Raw genomic sequence first — 19,614 nt, 5'->3', positions numbered from 1 at the left:
CGTCGAAGTGAACCGAAAGCAGTCATAAAGCAGAGTGTTAGCGCAAGACGAATCACCACCTTAGAGGTTTTTGAGTTGTTTTGTGCTAATTTTTTGCCCCATCCATGCCCCTACAGACTCCCTCCACTTAGTTGGTTTTATCTTTAACTTCATAACTCTCTTTCCCTGCGCTAAGAGCAGATCAAGCTCTGATGAGTTACTATCTGATGGTGGTCAAGAAAGCGCTAGCCTTCAAGCCATGTGTGATACATGGATTAAGCACAGCAAAAAATTCCTCCGGAGTGGCCATCATGTATATCGTTCGTGATGGATCTTTAAGAGGCTTCCCATTAGTATAGGTAATAACTTTTTACTGATTATTTACAGGATGAGGTATCTTTCATGTTTGAGTTACTTAATTCATGTCATTATGGCATAAAAACAACCAAATCTGTTGTTGCATTTGCAAATGGAGTAATATCCTCCTTTGCGATCTGTATGTTCGTAATTCTGAAATCTTACGATGCTTAATCGCATCGATTGCTATCATATATGGAAGAATCATAGATGGAAGTTGGTATCAAAAGCTATTCCAATGCAAAGGTTATAGCGATAATCTTTGTAATTGGTATTATTGTATTCTTTGCAAGGTTTCCACAACCAGTAATCACTCCAACAATCTATGCAGAAGATGGTGTATGGATTGGACGTGCTTTATCGAACGGATGGTTAGACACTTTCATTCATGCAAGGCCAGATTATTTTGTTTTCTTCAATATATTATTTCTATGGTGTGCTTCTCTGTTAAGTCTTATATTTAGCGGAAGTCCTCTATTACTACTACCATTTTTTATCTCTTTTCTATCCTACTCGTTCTACTCATTATCTTCAGTAATTATATTTCTGACCGTAAATAGATTTGCTGGAAAGATGATGGCTTTCCTCGCCTATGGCATGTCAATTTTTATACCGCTAGGTTATTCTCAGGCCGAATCGATTGGAACACTGGTTCAGATAGGATTTTACATGCCAGTCCTGTCGCTCTGCTCACATCTTTACCGAGATGATATTAGCTCAGTGAGAAAAATAATTATTTGTGACGTTCTTATTTTTTTGATGGCGGCGACTAATCCTGTATGTTTTGCTGTCACCGGAATTTATTTTATCATAAGTTTTTTAAGCACTGAAAATAAGAAGCGTTTAATCATTAGTTTTTTTCCACTACTAATAGCTCTTCTGGTATTGTTCATGATAATTGTACCCAGAATGAATGGTAGCGGGGGAGTAATTGGTGAGTACAATGTTATTCATTTGATAGAAATGGTGACAGCCAGATCCTTACTTTACCCATTTATATTCCCGTTTTACAGTAAGATGAGTAACGCTTCATCCATCATTTTAACTATGGTATACGCAACTGTTGTTGTATTGTCGTTCTTCAAAGCTGAAAAAAGAAGTAAAATCGCGATACTTATGTTTGCAGCTATGCTTGTTATATATGATGCAGCAACAGCTGCCGGGCGTTCTGGAATCACTGGTCTGCTTACCGGATATGGTGCAACATATCCAGATCGCTACTTTATGGGGATTAATATTATCTCTTCTACATTGATGGTGATTTGCTTCGGACAATTCAAAAAATCAATCGTGAAATATACGAGTGTGCTGGTGATGATGATCGTCTATGCTTCTGGTATCCATATAATGTTTGAAAGCTCTCAGGACAAGCAAAGAATTGCATTAGATTATATCTATACCAATGCTCTTTGCAATGCTAAAGACGAAGGTAATGGATTTAGCAGGATCCAAATACTACCGTCTCCAGACTGGTACATTAGAGTTCCATCTGAAAACATAAAAAATCTTGGATGTGTAAAATGATTTCCCCTGATAGAAATTGATATTTATTTATATTAATAACGCCTAATGAACATCATCGGGCGTTTTTATTTCAGGGCCAAGTGCGACCACTCGAGATTATAAATTGCCACGGATTTTTATTATTTTTCGGGGTTGCGCCAGGTCTGCAGGACGCGAGAGTAAAAACTCATTTTTCAGGATCCCGCTTATTCGCTGAGTCTCCGCATCTGGTAGCCGTCATACCTATCGGTCGTTGGATAGTTTATTCCGTTTATCTCATGAGCAGACTGATTGAGCGCTGAACAGTATTGCAGCCCTCTGTCTGCGCGATATGACAGGGACCTGTCGTTTCTCCGCCCCAGATTTTCTGAACGCTTTTACCACATTTTCAGTCTGCAGGTTTCCCTGCGTGGGAATCCATGATTTTTCTAAAGAAGGAACCCTTGGCCAGACTCAGATATGGCGAGCAACTGTGCAGTGGAAGGTAAGTAATATTGGCAACTCAGACCTGCTCTGACCCAAGGGTGGTAACCTGTTCAGGACCGGGTTTTAGCTGATTCGAATGCAGGTAAAAGCGGTGATGATTGTTGGTTTTTTTTTGATATGCCCGTATCGCTGGTACCAAGAGCCTATATTTTCCTGTAGGTAAAACAGACGCTCCCGCCCGATATTCAGCATTTATCGATCTGGCTTTTGAGCAGTGCAGCTTATGCGTACCGATTCGGAGCTAACGACACCAGCGGCCGGCTACAAAGTCAAGTAACAGAGCATGATGCTACTGCCGTTTATTGACCTTGCGTTGAACTGATACCAACCCTATTTGCTGTACCCCATGAAAGGATATGTACTAATAACGGTTATTTTGGGGAGAGACTTTGCGTGAAGACTTGCCAGACCGCTTTTTTACGACACTCACCCCGTAATTATTTTCCAAGACGTTCATAATCGACTAAAAAAATCAGCTTTCTGGTTCGCCAGCTAAGCTGTTCTTCTAAGTTGTTTGAGCCCCAGGCAATTTCCTCTTAACCAGGACAGGAAGTCCGGAGCTCCTTTCAGGTCGGCCATATTTACGCAGCAAGACTAGAATGGTGAATCGCCCCCGAATACCATACAAATGCAGGGCCTGTTTATAGTTCATCTCACCTTTTTCACCCAGCTCAACAACGGCTATTTTAAAGAATAGAGGATAATCACGTTGGGTGCATTTGAATTCCATCATCATCACGTTCTTCGGAACTAAGTCATGAACATGACAACGTTACTCAGGATGCGTTATCTGCCCAGATGGTTTCAGCGTTTCTGGCAAATGGATTTCAGACACAATGACAACCAACTGGCAATATTGGACGCTAATTTTGGAGGTAATGCCCCACAGATGCCACATGCTCAAAACGAGAAGAAACAAAACCATTTAAACTCATGTAGTTAGTCCGCCCATGAAGGTTTGTTCAGGATATGATCCTGCCAGTCACGCACTTCCGATTCTTTCACCGCAATATGACGAACTGAGATACGTTCACCGTGCATCGCCGCTTTTGATCCTGTCAGCAACGGGTGCCACTCCGGTAGCCCTTTTCCTTCTGCGAGCAGACGATAGGCGCAGGTCATCGGCAACCATTCAAAAGTCGGCAGATTATCACGCGTCAGTTTGATGCAGTCAGGCTCGTACTCGAATCGACGTTCGTAATTACGACACTGGCAGGTTTTAATGTTGAGCTGACGACAGGCGACGTTGGTAAAGTAGATTTCGTCAGTGTCTTCATCCATCAGCTTATGCAGGCAGCATTGACCGCACCCGTCACATAATGACTCCCACTCGGCATCGGTCATTTCATCAAGGGTTTTACTTTGCCAGAAAGGTATGTCGCTCATCAGGGTTTCCGCTATTGCAATAAAGCTGCACCTTATAACCAGTCTGGCACGCTGATGCAAGTTTTGCCGCCAGAAAAGGCGGCAAGCAGAGATTACAGCACGCGGGTTGTTAGCGTTTGACCGTGAAAACTGATGGCCAGTTCGTCGCCGCTGCTTAAAGGTCCCACGCCTGCTGGCGTTCCCGTTAACACCACATCGCCCGCTTTGAGGGTAAAGAAACGGCTCATATAAGCAATCAAGGGAACGATGTGATGGATCATGTCCGCCGTGGAGCCGTGCTGGCGAGTTTCACCGTTGACCGTTAATCCAAGCATCGTATCCTGCGGATCGCCATTAAATTCCGCCACCGGAATAAATCCAGACAGCGGGCAAGAGTTATCAAAACCCTTCGCTTTTTCCCATGGCTGCCCCGCCTTCTTCATTTTGCCCTGAATATCGCGCAGGGTCAGATCCAGCGCGACACCATAACCGGCGATGGCTTTACGCACATGATCTTCTGTCGCTTGCCGCAGGGTCGCGCCAATCAGCACAGCCAGCTCAACTTCATGGTGGACAGACCCCATATCAGATGGGATCACCAGCGGCTGGCGCAAATCGCACAGGGCGGTTTCCGGTTTAATAAACAGAACCGGTTCTTCCGGGGTGGTTCCGCCCATCTCTTTAATATGGTTAGCATAGTTACTCCCTACGCAAACCACCTTACTCACCGGATAATCCAGCAGAGCACCATGCCAGTTGTGATGTTGATACATTACTTTCCCCTAACGTAGTCATAGATTTCAGGTACTGCATCGATGGAACGTGCTGCTGCCGGATGCAGTTTAACGTTTAGCGTCTGGTGTATTTTGTTTTGCCGCTGCCAGATGCTGTTTAAGTAAATCTTCTGGCGGCGGGGGTATTTGTAAATAATAGCCCTGCTCGGTCAGGGCCTGTTTTACTTTTTCAAGATCGGCATTAACTAATTTTTTTCGCCCATCAAGCGGTAACATCATTGCCAGCGTCGGCTGACCAAATCCTCTCATCAGTTCTTCAGGTACGCGCGAGAAATCGTCTTTTTTTTCGACATATAAATAGGTCTGGTCACGTTTGCTGCTTCGGTAGATCACACAAAACATATCTTTTACTCTGAATTCACGGAATGGTGGCTTGCCTCAATATAATACTGACTATAACATGCCTTATAGTCTTCGGAATATCACCCCGCGCTGGGGATGATAAATAGCAAATTGAGTAAGGCCAGGATGTCAAACACGCCAATCGAGCTTAAAGGCAGTAGCTTCACCTTATCAGTGGTTCATTTACATGAAGCAGAACCCGAGGTTATTCGTCAGGCGTTGGAAGACAAAATCGCGCAGGCACCGGCTTTTTTAAAACATGCTCCCGTGGTGGTTAACGTGAGTGGTCTTGAAAGCCCAGTAAACTGGTCAGCGCTGCAGAAAGTTGTCGCGTCTACCGGATTGCGCATTATTGGCGTTAGCGGATGCAAAGACGCCAGACTAAAGGCAGAAATCGACGAAATGGGTCTTCCTTTACTGACTGAAGGTAAAGAAAAAGCTATTCGTCCTGCGCCTGTTGAGGTCCCGGCTCCCGTCGCTCCGCCGCAAAACGTTACTCCCATCACAAAAACACGATTAATAAATGTGCCGGTTCGTTCCGGTCAGCGCATTTATGCTCCACAATGTGATCTGATTGTTACAAGCCACGTCAGTGCGGGCGCAGAGCTTATCGCTGATGGCAATATTCATGTTTATGGAATGATGAGAGGCCGTGCACTGGCAGGTGCAAGCGGCGATCGTGAAGCGCAAATTTTTTGTACCCATCTGACGGCAGAACTGGTGTCTATCGCAGGTGTTTATTGGCTGAGTGATAAAATCCCAGCAGAATTTTATGGCAAAGCGGCCCGTCTGCAATTAGCAGAGAACGCTTTGACAGTTCAACCGTTGAATTGATCCCTTTTTAACAAGGAATTTCTATGGCACGCATTATTGTTGTTACTTCGGGTAAAGGGGGCGTTGGCAAAACTACCTCCAGCGCGGCCATCGCTACAGGTTTGGCCCAGAAGGGAAAGAAAACTGTCGTTATTGATTTTGATATCGGCCTGCGTAACCTCGATCTGATTATGGGTTGTGAACGCCGTGTCGTTTACGACTTCGTCAACGTTATTCAGGGCGATGCGTCGTTAAATCAGGCGTTAATCAAAGATAAGCGTACCGAAAATCTCTTTATTCTTCCGGCATCACAGACTCGCGATAAAGACGCGCTGACGCGTGAAGGCGTCGCGAAAGTTCTGGACGACCTGAAAACGATGGAATTCGATTTCATCGTCTGCGACTCCCCGGCGGGTATTGAAACCGGCGCGCTGATGGCCCTGTATTTTGCCGATGAAGCGATTATCACCACTAACCCGGAAGTCTCCTCTGTACGTGACTCTGACCGTATTCTGGGTATTCTGGCGTCGAAATCTCGTCGTGCGGAAAACGGTGAAGATCCGATTAAAGAGCATTTGTTGCTGACGCGCTACAACCCTGGCCGCGTAAATAAAGGTGACATGCTGAGCATGGAAGACGTACTGGAAATTCTGCGAATCAAGCTGGTTGGCGTGATTCCTGAAGATCAGTCAGTCCTGCGCGCGTCTAACCAGGGTGAGCCGGTTATTCTCGACATCAATGCTGATGCCGGTAAAGCCTATGCTGATACCGTAGACCGTCTGTTGGGAGAAGAACGTCCTTTCCGCTTCATTGAAGAAGAGAAGAAAGGTTTCCTCAAACGCCTGTTCGGAGGATAAGTTATGGCATTACTGGATTTTTTTCTCTCGCGGAAAAAGAGCACAGCGAACATCGCTAAAGAGCGACTGCAGATTATTGTTGCGGAACGTCGTCGTAGTGACGCCGAGCCACATTATTTACCGCAACTGAGGAAAGATATTCTCGAGGTTATCTGCAAGTATGTACAAATTGATCCCGAAATGGTCACCGTACAGCTTGAACAAAAAGACGGCGATATTTCTATCCTCGAACTTAACGTGACATTACCTGAAGCTGAAGAGTCTAAATAACGGCTTTGCTCAGTGAGTTATAGTTGCAAAAAAGGCAGATTATTCTGCCTTTTTTATTTTCAGTTTCTTGCCAGCTGTTGCGGATTTATTCCAAAGTAAACTTTGGATAGTTTTCGGCAAAATAGCGGCGCAAATACTCAACCGTAATACGGATTTTTGCCGACGTCGCCAGCCGAGAAACATAAACCGCCCATATATTTGCTGGTTGATAATACTCGGGTAATACGTGTACCAGATGTCCACCGGCAATGTTGTCGCAAACGTCCCACCACGAACGCAGGGCAATTCCCTGCCCATCAAGACACCACTGATGTACCACTTCGCCATGATTAGACGACAGAGGCCCCGTAACTTTAATTGAGTGAGCGCCCTCTTTATTACGCATTTGCCAGATGCCAAACGGATGGTCGCGCTCTTTGATAACCAGACAAGGAAAAGTGGAGAGATCGTTGAGTTGCTTCGGCGTCCCGTGCTGCGCCACAAATTCCGGCGAGGCGCACAGAATACGGTAGTTAGTCGCCAGCTTGCGGGCAATCAGGTTCGGCGCGATATCATCCCCGATACGAATATCAAGATCGACGCCCTCATTCACCATATCCACCAGGCGGTCTTCAACATCGAACCTCAGTTCTAACTGCGGGTACGCTTTTGCCAGCGCAGACAGCGCCGGAGCCACCACCCGACGGCCAAAACCAAAGCTACTAATAATGCGTAGCATCCCCTGCGGGATCTGCCTGGCATCCGACAACTCGTCCATCATCTGACCGACATCCTGCAGGATCCGCTGCGCCCATTCGTAGATCCGCTCCCCCTCTTCCGTGATGGTTACACGCCGCGTTGTCCGGTGCAGCAGCACCACGTTCAGTGTCTGCTCCAGCAGGGCTACTCGCTTACTGATAAAAGCCGGTGATACACCCAGTTCCTCGGCAACGGCGGCAAATCCTGCCCGACGGGCAACCAGCATAAAGACGCGTAAATCATTTAGCAGCGGCAGATTATTCATGATCTGTGTTTTATGTTTCACCAGTTAGGGGGATTAACTCTTAATCAGTCAATTATAGGATAAAGGGAAAGTCAATTTTGATGGCGTACAAGTGAGAGCTGCTATGAAGAAAACCTGTCGTATTGCCGCTATCCCCGGAGATGGCATTGGTAAAGAAGTGCTGCCTGAAGGCATTCATGTGTTACAGGCAGCCGCCGAGCGTTGGGGGTTGTCGCTCAGCTTTGAGCAAATGGAATGGGCGAGCTGCGAGTACTACACCCATCACGGTAAAATGATGCCGGATGACTGGCATGAGCAGTTGCAATCCTTTGATGCTATCTATTTTGGCGCCGTTGGCTGGCCGGACACCGTACCGGACCACATCTCTTTATGGGGCTCGCTGCTTAAGTTTCGCCGCGAATTCGACCAGTACGTCAACCTGCGTCCGGTACGCCTGTTTCCGGGAGTCCCTTGCCCACTGGCGGGCAAGCAGCCAGGCGACATTGATTTCTACGTCGTACGCGAGAACACCGAGGGAGAATACTCTTCTCTCGGCGGACGCGTGAGTGAAGGAACGGAACACGAGGTGGTTATCCAGGAGTCGGTCTTCACCCGTCGCGGCGTAGATCGTATATTGCGTTACGCTTTCGAGCTGGCGCAAAACCGCCCGCGCAAAACCCTGACCTCGGCGACCAAATCCAATGGTTTGGCCATCAGCATGCCTTACTGGGACGAGCGTGTTGAAGCAATGGCGGCTAACTATCCTGAGATCCGTTGGGATAAACAGCATATCGATATATTATGCGCCCGCTTTGTGATGCAGCCGGAGCGCTTTGACGTTGTGGTTGCCTCCAACCTGTTCGGCGACATCCTCTCCGATCTGGGTCCGGCCTGTACCGGGACGATTGGCATCGCACCTTCTGCCAACTTAAACCCGGAACGCACCTTCCCGTCCCTGTTCGAGCCGGTGCATGGTTCGGCCCCCGATATTTACGGAAAAAACATCGCCAACCCGATTGCCACTATCTGGGCTGGCGCCATGATGCTGGACTTCCTTGGCAAGGGTGATGCCAACTATAAGGCTGCCCACGACGGTATTCTGGCGGCAATTGAGCACGTTATTGCCAGTGGCCCGAAAACGCCGGATATGAAAGGCAGCGCCACCACGCAACAGGTGGGAGAAGCCATCTGTCAGGCACTACGTTAGAGGTCAAACCACGAAATATGAGCCGCGTCACTGACGCGGCTTTTTTATGCGTTTTGTGGAGCCAATAACCTGCGCCAATTCACCTTTTATTATTTCCGTTCCGTGTTTTATTGCTTCACGCATCGGGCAATTGTTTAATTCATGTAAAGAACAAATAATAAAATTGTTAAATATAAAGTAACTCATTCTACCCCTACAGCATGATAACAACGACAGGCTAATGCCATACGCGGGCAACTGTGCCCAGGAGATCCCATGTTGAGCAACGTCAAGAAAAAAGACATGCCGCTGATAGCCATCAGCCTGGTGGCTATTCTTTTCATCGCCGCCACACTTAGTCTCTTCCCTCAGCAGTCTGCACAAGTCGCAAATACCCTTTTTAACGGCGTTACCCGGATGCTGGGTTCCGCCGTGCAGATCCTCGTTCTGATGGCTATGGGTCTGGTCGTCTGGCTGGCTACCAGCAAATACGGCAACATCCGTCTGGGAGAAGGTAAAGCGGAATACAGCACGCTCTCCTGGCTGTTTATGTTTATATGCGCCGGATTAGGCTCTTCCACGCTCTACTGGGGCGTTGCTGAGTGGGCCTATTATTACCAGACCCCAGGTCTGAATATCGCGCCGCACTCGCAAAAAGCGCTGGAATACAGCCTGCCCTACTCCTTTTTCCATTGGGGGATCAGCGCATGGGCGACCTACACGTTGGCCTCATTAACCATGGCCTACCACTTCCATGTGCGTAAAAACAAAGGACTGAGCCTGTCCGGGATTATCGCCGCCATTACCGGCGTGCATCCGCAGGGTGTCTGGGGTCGCCTGGTTGACCTGATGTTCCTGATCGCGACAGTTGGCGCGTTAACTATCTCTCTGGTCGTCACCGCCGCCACCTTTACCCGCGGTTTGTCTGCCCTGACGGGGTTACCGGATAACTTCACGGTGCAGGCGTTTGTGATCCTGTTCTCTGGCGGCATTTTCTGCCTGAGCTCCTGGATTGGCATCAATAACGGTTTGCAACGTCTGAGCAAAATGGTCGGCTGGGGGGCATTTTTACTGCCGCTGCTGGTGCTGATCGTCGGCCCGACCGAGTTCATCACCAACAACATCATCAACGCCATCGGCCTGACGACACAAAATTTTTTGCAAATGAGCCTCTTCACCGACCCGCTTGGCAACGGTGAGTTCACCCGTAACTGGACGGTGTTCTACTGGCTGTGGTGGATCTCCTACACGCCGGGCGTGGCAATGTTTGTCACTCGCGTATCCCGTGGTCGCAAAATCAAAGAGGTTATCTGGGCATTAATCCTCGGTAGCACTGTTGGCTGCTGGTTCTTCTTTGGCGTGATGGAAAGCTACTCCATTCACCAGTTTGTGAACGGTGTGATCGACGTACCGCAGGTTATGGCGACGCTGGGTGGTGAGACGGCCGTACAGCAAGTGTTGATGTCGTTGCCTGCCGGGAAACTGTTTCTGGTGGCGTATCTGGCGATCATGATTATATTCCTCGCCTCACACATGGATGCTGTGGCCTACACCATGGCGGCCACCAGCACGCGCAACCTGCAGGAAGGGGAAGATCCGCAGCGCAGTCTTCGTCTGTTCTGGTGCGTGGTTATCACCCTGATCCCATTATCGATTTTGTTCACCGGCGCGTCCCTGGAAACCATGAAGACCACGGTGGTTCTGACCGCTCTTCCATTCCTCGCCATCCTGTTGGTGAAGGTTGGCGGTTTTCTGCGCTGGGTACGGCAGGACTATGCCCACGTTCCTGCGCATCAAATTGAAAGTCATATTCCCGAAGCGCCAGTTGACGTCCCGGTCGCGCCACCGGCCGGGACACTACTCAAAGGCGACAATTAAGCGCCAGTACAAAAATCCTCTTACTCACAAATTAAAGGTATTCCAATGAGCAATCTGAGCCCTGAGTTTATTCTGCCGCAAAATTTCTGTGCCAACCCGCAGGATGCCTGGACTATCCCGGCCCGGTTTTATACCGACCATCAGGCTTTCGAACACGAACAAGAAAAGGTGTTCGCTAAAAGCTGGATTTGCGTCGCCCACAGTAGCGAACTGGCGAAACCCAATGATTATGTTACCCGAGAAGTGATTGGCGAGAATATCGTGCTGGTACGTGGTCGCGATAACGTGCTGCGGGCATTCTACAACGTCTGCCCGCATCGCGGTCATCAGCTGTTGAGCGGCGAGGGGAAAGCGAAAAATGTGATTACCTGCCCTTACCACGCATGGGCGTTCAAACTTGACGGCAATCTGGCGCATGCGCGTAACTGCGAAAACGTCGCCAACTTCGACAGCGAAAAAGCGCACCTTACACCGGTACGCCTGGAAGAATATGCCGGATTCGTGTTTATAAACATGGATCCGAATGCGGGCAGCGTGGAAGAACAACTCCCTGGTCTTGCGGACAAAGTTATCGAAGCCTGCCCAGACGTGCATGACCTGAAACTTGCTGCGCGCTTTACGACTCGTACCCCAGCCAACTGGAAGAATATTGTCGATAACTATCTGGAGTGCTACCACTGCGGTCCGGCCCATCCAGGTTTTTCCGACTCAGTCCAGGTTGACCGTTACTGGCATACCATGCACGGCAACTGGACGCTGCAATACGGTTTCGCCAAACCTTCAGAGCAGTCATTTAAGTTCGAAGAAGGAGTTGATGCCGCCTTCCACGGTTTCTGGCTGTGGCCGTGCACCATGCTCAACGTGACGCCAATCAAAGGCATGATGACCGTTATCTACGAATTCCCGGTAGATGCGGAAACCACGCTGCAAAACTATGACATCTACTTCACCAACGAAGAGCTGACCGAAGAGCAGAAACAACTGATCGAATGGTATCGCAACGTCTTTCGTCCTGAAGATTTACGTCTGGTTGAAAGCGTACAAAAAGGGCTGAAATCGCGCGGGTATCGCGGCCAGGGACGCATTATGGCGGACACCAGCGGCAGCGGCATCTCCGAGCATGGCATTGCCCATTTCCATAATCTGGTCGCCCAGGTTTTTCAGGAATAACCCGGGGCTGTAACGACAGATTCCGGCGCGTCGCTGAGGCGCGTCGGACAGATTTTTTAGGGAGGCCGCAATGTCTGATTATCAAATGCAAGAAGTCCGGGTCAGCCGGATTGAGACGATTACCGCGCAGGTAAAATGCTTCACCTTAACGGCGACCTCAGGCGAGTCGCTGCCTGCGTTTCAGGGTGGCAGCCATATTATCGTGCAGATGCGCGATGGCGAGAACCTGTACAGCAATGCGTACTCGCTGATGAGTTCACCACGCGATACGCGCGCCTATAAAATTGCCGTACGCCTGGAGGAAGCGTCCAAAGGCGGCTCACGATATCTGCATCAAAACGTGAAGCCCGGCGACACGCTCACGATCTCCACACCAAACAATCTCTTCGCCCTCGCCCCTCAGGCACAAAAACATCTGTTGATTGCCGGAGGTATCGGCATCACACCGTTTTTATCGCAACTCCCGGAGCTGGAACAATCTCAGACGCAATGGCAACTGCACTATTGCTCTCCCAGCCAGGAGACCTGCGCGTTTCATGACGAACTCATGCAACACCCCAGCGCCGATCGCATTCATCTGCACCTGTCGAACGCAGGCACCCGCCTCGATTTAGCCCGTCTGCTGGCAGATGTTGAACCCGGCACGCATATCTACACCTGTGGCCCTGCGGTGCTCAACGATGCTGTCAGAGAAGCGGCTTCCCGCCTTGGGCTGGACAGCAATACCCTACATTTCGAACAATTTGCCGTGGAAGAGAAAGGCGGCGACGCCTTCACCCTGGTGCTGGCGCGTTCCGGGCGCGAGTTTGTGGTCCCGGAAGAGATGACCATTTTGCAGGTTATCGAAAATAACAAAGCCGCCCGGGTTGAGTGCCTGTGCCGGGAAGGTGTTTGCGGCACCTGCGAAACGACGATTCTCGAAGGGGAAGCGGATCACCGCGATCAGTATTTCAGCGACGACGAAAAAGCCAGCCAGCAAAGCATGCTCATCTGCTGCTCGCGCGCCAAAGGTAAGCGCCTGGTGCTCGATCTGTAGCGTTGCGCAGGCCGGGTCAGCAAACGCGCGACCCGGCGAGCCTGGTGACTTACTGCGGGTATTCCTGCAGCAGCGCGTTGAGGCGATCGGACATCAATTCGCCACGCCAGCCGGAAACCAGCTCTGGCAGGGATTGCTGCGGCTTTAATTTCCAGTGCCAGTTGAGCAACTGGTTGATCTGGCGACGCGAAGCAAGCAGTTCGACGCTGAGATTATGTTCCGCACTCACCTCGGCAACCAGCGCTTTGATGGCTTTGAACGCCTTGCGATACTCTGGCATATCCATCAAATTCAGCAGCGGCTGCGGTAGCGACTCTTCCGGTAAAGCCTGTGCCTTTTCTACCAGGGTGATCAGCGTTTTACCGTGGAAACGAATTTCGCTCCCGGAAAGACCCAGGCTATCCAGTTCACCCAGGCTGCCCGGCATATAACGCGCCACCGCCCACAGGTGCTCTTCACGCACCACGAAGTTTACCGCCAGATCGCGCTCGCGTGCTTTACGCAGTCGCCAGTCGGCAAGCAGTTGCAGGCAGGCTAGCTGACGGGTGCGCAGTTGCCATGCGTTGGTGATGTCACGCCAGGCGTCTTCCGGCGCCAGAATCTCCTGGCGACGCTGCTGCATTAAGCGGCATTCGTCCAGCGCAGCTGGCAGCCAGCCGCTGGCTTCGGTTTCAGCCATCAGTTTTGTGGTTATCGGTAACAGATACCAGACGTCAGCCGCCGCGTATTCGCACTGACGCTCGGTCAGCGGTCTGGCCAGCCAGTCGGTACGCGATTCACTTTTGTCGAGCGCCACACCCGTAAACTCTTCCACCATCGAGGCGAAGCCCCACGACAGCGGACGACCGCAAAACGCGGCCAGGATTTGTGTGTCAATTAACGGCTGCGGAAGTTCGCCAAAAGCGTTGAGAAACACTTCCAGGTCTTCACTTCCCGCATGCAGGAATTTGGTGATGGCGGTATCACGCAGAATATCGCGCAGGGGCGACCAGTCGGTGATCCCTAGTGGATCAATCAGAGCAACGTGTTTGCCATCAAACAGCTGGATCAGCCCCAACTGCGGATAATAGGTACGTGTGCGAACAAATTCGGTATCCAGGGCTATCGCCGGAAATTCACGGACGGCTTCGCACAGCGTGGCTAACGCGTCGTCCGTGGTGATCATTTGATAATTCAAATCGTGCTCTCTTAGGTTTGCGCCAAAAAAAACGCCGGATTACCCGGCGTTTTCTACTGGCTGACTTAACGCTCAGCCTTTATTGTCCACTTTGGCGCGCGCTTCGTCACGTAATTCTCGTCGCAAAATTTTACCGACGTTAGATTTCGGCAACTCGTCGCGAAACTCCACCAGCTTCGGTACTTTATAGCCCGTCAGGTGACGACGACAGAAAGTGATAAGCGCCTCATCAGTTAACGAGGCATCTTTCTTCACCACGAAAATTTTCACCGCTTCACCGCTGCTGCCCGACGGAACGCCGACCGCAGCCACTTCCTGTACGCCAGGATGTTGCATAACCACGTCTTCAATTTCATTTGGATAGACGTTAAAGCCGGACACCAGGATCATATCTTTCTTACGATCGACAATACGTAGGAAGCCTTCATTATCCATCACCGCAATATCGCCGGTGTGCAGCCAGCCGTCTTTGACGATTTCGTCGGTGGCGTCTGGTCGCTGCCAGTAGCCCAGCATCACTTGCGGACCTTTCACGCACAGTTCGCCCGGTTCTCCCGGCGGCACTTCGTTATCGTCGTCATCCACCAGTTTGACCTCGGTGGAAGGAACCGGTAACCCGATACTGCCGCTGTGGTAGTCGATATCATGAGGGTTGACGCTCACCAGAGGGGCACACTCCGTCAGGCCATAGCCTTCCAGCAGATACTGACCGGTCAGCTTCACCCAACGTTCAGCTACCGCCTGTTGAACCGGCATCCCGCCGCCTGCCGAAAGGTGCAGTGACGAGAAGTCCAGTTGTTGGAACTCTTTGTTATTCAGCAGCGCGTTAAACAGCGTGTTGACGCCGGTCATAGCGGTGAACGGATACTTCGCCAGCTCTTTTACCAGTCCCGGAATATCACGCGGGTTGGTAATCAGCAGGTTTTGACCGCCCAGCTCAATAAACAGCAGACAGTTCATCGTCAGCGCAAAAATGTGATACAGCGGTAGGGCCGTCACCACCAGTTCTTTACCCGGATGCAGCAACGGGCCATAAGTGGCATTAACCTGCTCAAGGTTAGCCAGCATGTTACGGTGCGTAAGCATCGCGCCCTTCGCCACACCGGTAGTCCCCCCGGTATATTGCAGGAACGCCAGATCTTCCGACACTACTTCGGGTTTCACATACTGCATGCGATAACCGTTTTGCAGCGCACTACGAAATGAGATGGCATCCGGCAGGTGATATTTCGGCACCAGACGCTTGATATACTTGACGACAAAGTTAACCAACGTCCCTTTGGCGGTCGACAGCTGATCCCCCATACGCGTCAGGATCACGTGTTGCACCGACGTTTTGTCGACGACTTTTTCCAGCGTGTGGGCAAAGTTAGACACGATGACAATCGCCGACGCGCCGCTGTCGTTGAGCTGATGTTCCAGCTCGCGGGGCGTGTACAGCGGGTTCACGTTCACGACGATCATGCCGGCACGTAAAATCCCAAACAGTGCGACCGGATATTGCAGCAGGTTCGGCATCATCAATGCGACGCGATCGCCCTTCTTCAGCCCGAGTCCCTGTTGCAAATAGGCCGCAAATGCCCGGCTACGCTCTTCAAGCTTGCGGAAGGTCATCACCTCCCCCATGTTTACAAACGCGGGCTGATCGGCATACCGTCTTACTGAGTGTTCAAAGAGTTCCACCAGGGATTGATAACGGTCAGGATTGATCTCCGCAGGAACACCAGCGGGATAACGGTTAAGCCAAACCTTTTTCAATACATCACCTCTAAAATGCGTATTCGTCGTCATCACAACCCCAGGCAATAAACAAACTGTTAACATAATATTAACTCAGCGTACCAGTTTGTTTATTACACAACGACAAGGTTGCGAAGCACGTCACTATTTATTTTTCTTATATCCACGTTAATGCAGAAACAGCGGACGAGCCGCTGTTTCTTTTACTCATAAAACAAAGAGTTACTCAGTTACTATGGTCTGAACCTGTGCCGGGCCGGGATTGTACCATCCCCATCCACCGTAGCCACCGTAAGGCCAGCCACGCGCACCGTAGAACCAGGGGTCGATCGGCTGAGGCGGCATAACAATTTGCTGAGTAATATGCCAGCGTTTATAGCCAGTTACCTGCATCAGCATGAATTTATACGGCGTATTACCGATTTTTCCATCCACAGTACCGCTAATCGGACCGACGACGGTAACCAGTTGACCGCGGAAGTCCACCGGGTCGAGGAAGCCATTTACATCAGCATAAATTCGCCCGCGGGAGGCTTCGCCCAGCACCGGTCGCGCCCCGCTATCAAGAGGAACAGTGGCAATTTCCAGACGGGATTTCCCCTGCTGGTTCTGAATATCCACCACTTTACCGCCGAAACGCGCTTCCTGTCCGACATACAGCTGCGGGGCATTCATAACCCGCACCAGATCCTGCTGCGGCGTAGGGCTCGAACCTTTAATCGCGTCCGGGATGGTGACACAACCGCTAAGCATTAACGCGAATGCGCCCGCCAACAGACCTTTCAATAACTGCTTTTGCACCGCCATATTGCGACTCCCTTTTCTTAGCTTCTGCCCCGACCAATTCACCATGCTGCGCACTGACGGCTGTGCGAATTAACCGGGGATGTACTACTAAGATTCATTCTTTACCGGGAAGTTTCTTCCATGCCACGGTGTTACGTAAATAAACCGGTTCCGCATGTTCAACCGCCACGGTCTTACCGGCAGCCAGCATTTGCGTGGCAACAGGCAGCATATCTTCAGCCGCCGGAAGCAAAACGTCGCCATCGCTCAGCGTCAGACCGCTGTCTTTACCGAGCTCAGGCCAGGCAGGCCAGCCCGTTCCGACCGTTACCCACTCGCCAGACAGTTGCAGTAAACGCGCATGCACCTGCTCGGGGGTTAGCACCGCTTCGGTTTCTTCACCGTGCCAGTTGCCGTGCTCATCACGCAGGTATTCGGCCCAATAGACTTCGCCCATTCGCGCGTCGATCGCGGCCAGTACGCGGGTCGCGCCCGACTTACGCCAGGCTCCCTGCGCCATTGTTGCCAGGGTGGAAACGCCGATCATCGGTAAATTCGCGCCTAACGCCAGCCCCTGAGCAATGCCAATCCCAATACGTACACCGGTGAAACTGCCAGGACCGCGACCAAACGCCAGAGCGTCGATATCGGTTAACGTGAGATCGCCAGCGGCCAGGATTTCCTCAACCATTGGTAAAATTCGTTGGGTGTGTTCTCGTGGGCAAAGCTCGAAATGAGCCTTGGTAGTACCGTCATTCCACAGGGCAACAGAGCACGCCTCTGTGGCGGTATCGATAGCCAGAATTCGCATGGGTGTTTGTGATCAGGTCAATAAATTTGGCGCGCATCTTACCACACTCCGTAACAAATTACTCAGTCGTTGGTATGGCAAGAAAACGAACAGCGCGAGCAATATCACGTGTCCGCGGCGCAGGCGGAAGGCTTGCCAGGAAAGTGGCACCGTAAGGTCGCATCACCAGACGGTTGTCGCAAATCACCAGCACCCCGCGGTCGTCGGCGTCACGAATCAGACGCCCCACGCCCTGTTTCAGGGTGATTACCGCATCCGGCAACTGAACGTCTTCAAACGGATCGCCGCCGCGCAAACGGCAGTCCTCCATCCGTGCTTTTAACAGCGGATCGTCGGGCGAGGTGAACGGCAGTTTATCAATAATCACCAGCGACAACGTATCGCCACGCACGTCCACCCCTTCCCAGAAGCTGCTGGTGGCAACCAGTAACGCATTACCTGCGCTGACAAACTGCTGTAACAGTTGCCCTTTACTGGTTTCGCCCTGCAGCAGCACGGGAAGGGTCATGGTGGCGCGGAATTGTTCCGCCAGATCGCGCATCATCGCGTGCGAGGTACACAGCATAAAGCAGCGACCGTTGTTCGCTTCGATAATGGGACGCAGCATGGATGCCAGCTGACGCGCCGCTCCCGGTTGGTTGGTTTGCGGGAGATTACGCGGCACGCACAGCAGCGCCTGGCGGGTGTAATCAAATGGACTTGGCAGCAGCATCGACTCGGCATCTTCAATACCCAGCCGCGCGGTGAAATGATGAAGATCATCGTTTACCGACAGCGTCGCGGAGGTAAAAATCCAGCAGCCCGGCTTCTGTTCCATCACTTCTTTGAATTTATCCGCCACCGTGAGCGGCGTCAGCGCAAGGGTGAAATGGCGCGAGGTGCATTCATACCAGTAGCTGAAACCTGGCTGGTTGATCTCTTTCAGGCGCTTCAGACGAGCACGGTAAAGCGTGGCACGTTCAAACGCGGCATCCAGCAAGGCGGAACGTCCGAGAGACAGTTTCGCCACGTCGTAACACAGCTCCAGCGTGTCATCGAGCAACAAAAACGCGCGCTGCACGCGCGGGTCGGCCAGCAGTTCCCGCAAGTTTCCTCGATAGCCCGGCTCGCCCAACTGCAGGCGGAAGTCCTGCGCGCTTTGCGCCAGTCGGTCGGCGCATTTTTGAAGCTGCTGAGTGTCTTTCAGCTCGGTGCGATAGGCAATGGTGATGTCTTTCGCCAGATCCAGCAGTTGGCGACTGGAGAGCGATTGACCAAAGTACTGGCTGGCGATATCCGGTAACTGATGCGCTTCATCGAAGATCATCACTTCAGCTTCCGGGATCAGCTCGCCAAACCCACTCTCTTTCACCACCATATCAGCGAGAAACAGATGGTGGTTTACCACGACGACATCCGCATCCATCGCCTTCTTGCGCGCTTTCACGACAAAGCACTCTTTGTACAGCGGGCAGTCGCTCCCAAGGCAATTATCATTTGTGCTCGTCACCAGCGGCCAGGCCTGAGAGTCTTCCGCCACGCTGACGCAGGTGCTGATGTCACCATCAAGGGTTTGATTTGACCAGGAGCGTAGCAGAATGACGTCACTTAAAGTTTGTACCGGCAGATCACCGCCCGCCAGCGCCTGTTGTTCGAGACGCTCAAGACACAGATAGTTTGAACGCCCTTTCAGCAGCGCCAGTTTACCCGTGAATTCCAGAGCCTTCGCTACTGTGGGTAAATCGCGGCTGTATAGCTGATCCTGCAACGCCTTCGAGCCCGTGGAGACGATCACTTTCTTTCCGGCACGCAGCGCAGGGGCAAGATAAGCGTAGGTTTTACCCGTTCCTGTTCCGGCTTCGACAACAAGCGGCTGTGATTTTTCAATAGCATGACTGACGGCGAAGGCCATCTGCCGCTGTGGTTCACGCGGTTTAAAACCGGGTATCGCTTTAGCCAACTGACCGTCTGCTGCAAAATCGTCCGTCACACTGCCCCCTGTTCATTTGAACAGGGATTATGTCAGGCCAGCGGCTCTTTCGCCAGTTGAAGAGGTGACGTGGACACAACATTATGGCAGTCTTGGCGCAACCCGAAGCCATT

The 19,614-nt window shown here is 51.2% G+C and carries 17 protein-coding genes and 1 pseudogene; 8 read left to right on the top strand and 10 right to left on the bottom strand.

The window, feature by feature from the left end:
- The first annotated feature begins 546 nt into the window (after nucleotides 1-546).
- Nucleotides 547-1,860, top strand: a complete 1,314-nt coding sequence (locus tag HVZ39_RS11460; RefSeq protein ID WP_181633608.1) for a hypothetical protein — start codon at nucleotides 547-549, stop codon at nucleotides 1,858-1,860.
- 42 nt (nucleotides 1,861-1,902) lie between these two features.
- Here HVZ39_RS11460 and HVZ39_RS11455 read toward each other — a convergent pair.
- From HVZ39_RS11455 to HVZ39_RS11440, 4 genes and pseudogenes are all read right to left on the bottom strand, one after another.
- Nucleotides 1,903-3,061 (bottom strand): annotated as a pseudogene (locus HVZ39_RS11455) (IS3 family transposase).
- A 203-nt stretch (nucleotides 3,062-3,264) separates the two neighbouring features.
- A complete protein-coding gene (locus HVZ39_RS11450; RefSeq protein WP_016153373.1) occupies nucleotides 3,265-3,711 on the bottom strand; it encodes a YcgN family cysteine cluster protein in 447 nt (148 codons plus the stop codon).
- Nucleotides 3,712-3,803: 92 nt separating this feature from the next.
- Entirely contained in the window at nucleotides 3,804-4,463 is a 660-nt protein-coding gene (locus HVZ39_RS11445) for a fumarylacetoacetate hydrolase family protein (protein WP_016156786.1), read from the bottom strand.
- A 69-nt stretch (nucleotides 4,464-4,532) separates the two neighbouring features.
- The gene (locus HVZ39_RS11440; RefSeq protein ID WP_016153375.1) at nucleotides 4,533-4,826 is read right to left on the bottom strand and encodes a YcgL domain-containing protein; all 294 of its coding nucleotides are present in this window, start codon (nucleotides 4,824-4,826) and stop codon (nucleotides 4,533-4,535) included.
- A gap of 126 nt (nucleotides 4,827-4,952) precedes the next feature.
- Between HVZ39_RS11440 and minC the strand changes: the two genes are divergently transcribed.
- From minC to minE, 3 genes are read left to right on the top strand one after another with little or no spacing between them, the layout of a single operon-like run.
- Nucleotides 4,953-5,660, top strand: coding sequence for a septum site-determining protein MinC (gene minC, locus HVZ39_RS11435; protein ID WP_016153376.1), 708 nt, complete (start codon nucleotides 4,953-4,955; stop codon nucleotides 5,658-5,660).
- Between the two features lie 23 nt (nucleotides 5,661-5,683).
- Nucleotides 5,684-6,496: a septum site-determining protein MinD gene (minD, locus tag HVZ39_RS11430; protein WP_003020956.1), complete on the top strand. Its 813-nt coding sequence runs from the start codon at nucleotides 5,684-5,686 to the stop codon at nucleotides 6,494-6,496.
- Between the two features lie 3 nt (nucleotides 6,497-6,499).
- Nucleotides 6,500-6,766, top strand: coding sequence for a cell division topological specificity factor MinE (minE, locus tag HVZ39_RS11425; protein ID WP_001185666.1), 267 nt, complete (start codon nucleotides 6,500-6,502; stop codon nucleotides 6,764-6,766).
- Between the two features lie 85 nt (nucleotides 6,767-6,851).
- Here minE and HVZ39_RS11420 read toward each other — a convergent pair whose 3' ends face one another.
- Complete coding sequence (locus tag HVZ39_RS11420) at nucleotides 6,852-7,769, bottom strand: LysR family transcriptional regulator (protein ID WP_181633607.1); 918 nt, start codon at nucleotides 7,767-7,769, stop codon at nucleotides 6,852-6,854.
- 103 nt (nucleotides 7,770-7,872) lie between these two features.
- On the opposite strand from HVZ39_RS11420, the gene HVZ39_RS11415 reads away from it, so the two are divergent.
- The 4 genes from HVZ39_RS11415 to HVZ39_RS11400 all read left to right on the top strand — a co-directional run bounded on the left by HVZ39_RS11415 (nucleotide 7,873) and on the right by HVZ39_RS11400 (nucleotide 13,018).
- Nucleotides 7,873-8,955: a tartrate dehydrogenase gene (locus tag HVZ39_RS11415; RefSeq protein WP_016153378.1), complete on the top strand. Its 1,083-nt coding sequence runs from the start codon at nucleotides 7,873-7,875 to the stop codon at nucleotides 8,953-8,955.
- A 255-nt stretch (nucleotides 8,956-9,210) separates the two neighbouring features.
- Nucleotides 9,211-10,812 (top strand): BCCT family transporter, encoded by a 1,602-nt coding sequence (locus HVZ39_RS11410; protein ID WP_016153380.1) that lies wholly within the window; start codon nucleotides 9,211-9,213, stop codon nucleotides 10,810-10,812.
- Between the two features lie 45 nt (nucleotides 10,813-10,857).
- Nucleotides 10,858-11,982: a carnitine monooxygenase, oxygenase subunit YeaW gene (yeaW, locus tag HVZ39_RS11405; RefSeq protein WP_003833746.1), complete on the top strand. Its 1,125-nt coding sequence runs from the start codon at nucleotides 10,858-10,860 to the stop codon at nucleotides 11,980-11,982.
- A gap of 70 nt (nucleotides 11,983-12,052) precedes the next feature.
- Complete coding sequence (locus HVZ39_RS11400) at nucleotides 12,053-13,018, top strand: PDR/VanB family oxidoreductase (RefSeq protein ID WP_131405059.1); 966 nt, start codon at nucleotides 12,053-12,055, stop codon at nucleotides 13,016-13,018.
- 49 nt (nucleotides 13,019-13,067) lie between these two features.
- Here the strand turns inward: HVZ39_RS11400 and rnd are convergent, their stop codons facing one another.
- From rnd to HVZ39_RS11375, 5 genes are all read right to left on the bottom strand, one after another.
- Complete coding sequence (gene rnd, locus HVZ39_RS11395; protein WP_181633691.1) at nucleotides 13,068-14,183, bottom strand: ribonuclease D; 1,116 nt, start codon at nucleotides 14,181-14,183, stop codon at nucleotides 13,068-13,070.
- Between the two features lie 84 nt (nucleotides 14,184-14,267).
- Entirely contained in the window at nucleotides 14,268-15,953 is a 1,686-nt protein-coding gene (gene fadD / locus HVZ39_RS11390) for a long-chain-fatty-acid--CoA ligase FadD (RefSeq protein ID WP_131346197.1), read from the bottom strand.
- Between the two features lie 204 nt (nucleotides 15,954-16,157).
- Nucleotides 16,158-16,742: a Slp family lipoprotein gene (locus tag HVZ39_RS11385; RefSeq protein ID WP_053389065.1), complete on the bottom strand. Its 585-nt coding sequence runs from the start codon at nucleotides 16,740-16,742 to the stop codon at nucleotides 16,158-16,160.
- Nucleotides 16,743-16,836: 94 nt separating this feature from the next.
- Nucleotides 16,837-17,532: a tRNA (adenosine(37)-N6)-threonylcarbamoyltransferase complex dimerization subunit type 1 TsaB gene (gene tsaB, locus HVZ39_RS11380; protein ID WP_094761103.1), complete on the bottom strand. Its 696-nt coding sequence runs from the start codon at nucleotides 17,530-17,532 to the stop codon at nucleotides 16,837-16,839.
- 58 nt (nucleotides 17,533-17,590) lie between these two features.
- Nucleotides 17,591-19,501, bottom strand: a complete 1,911-nt coding sequence (locus tag HVZ39_RS11375) for an ATP-dependent DNA helicase (RefSeq protein WP_016153386.1) — start codon at nucleotides 19,499-19,501, stop codon at nucleotides 17,591-17,593.
- Nucleotides 19,502-19,614: the final 113 nt, after the last annotated feature.

The sequence above is a fragment of the Citrobacter sp. RHB35-C21 genome, assembly GCF_013816515.1.
GTDB lineage: Bacteria > Pseudomonadota > Gammaproteobacteria > Enterobacterales > Enterobacteriaceae > Citrobacter > Citrobacter braakii.
The sequence above is the reverse complement of the archived record's forward strand: the minus strand, read 5'-3'. Positions and strand labels throughout refer to the sequence as shown.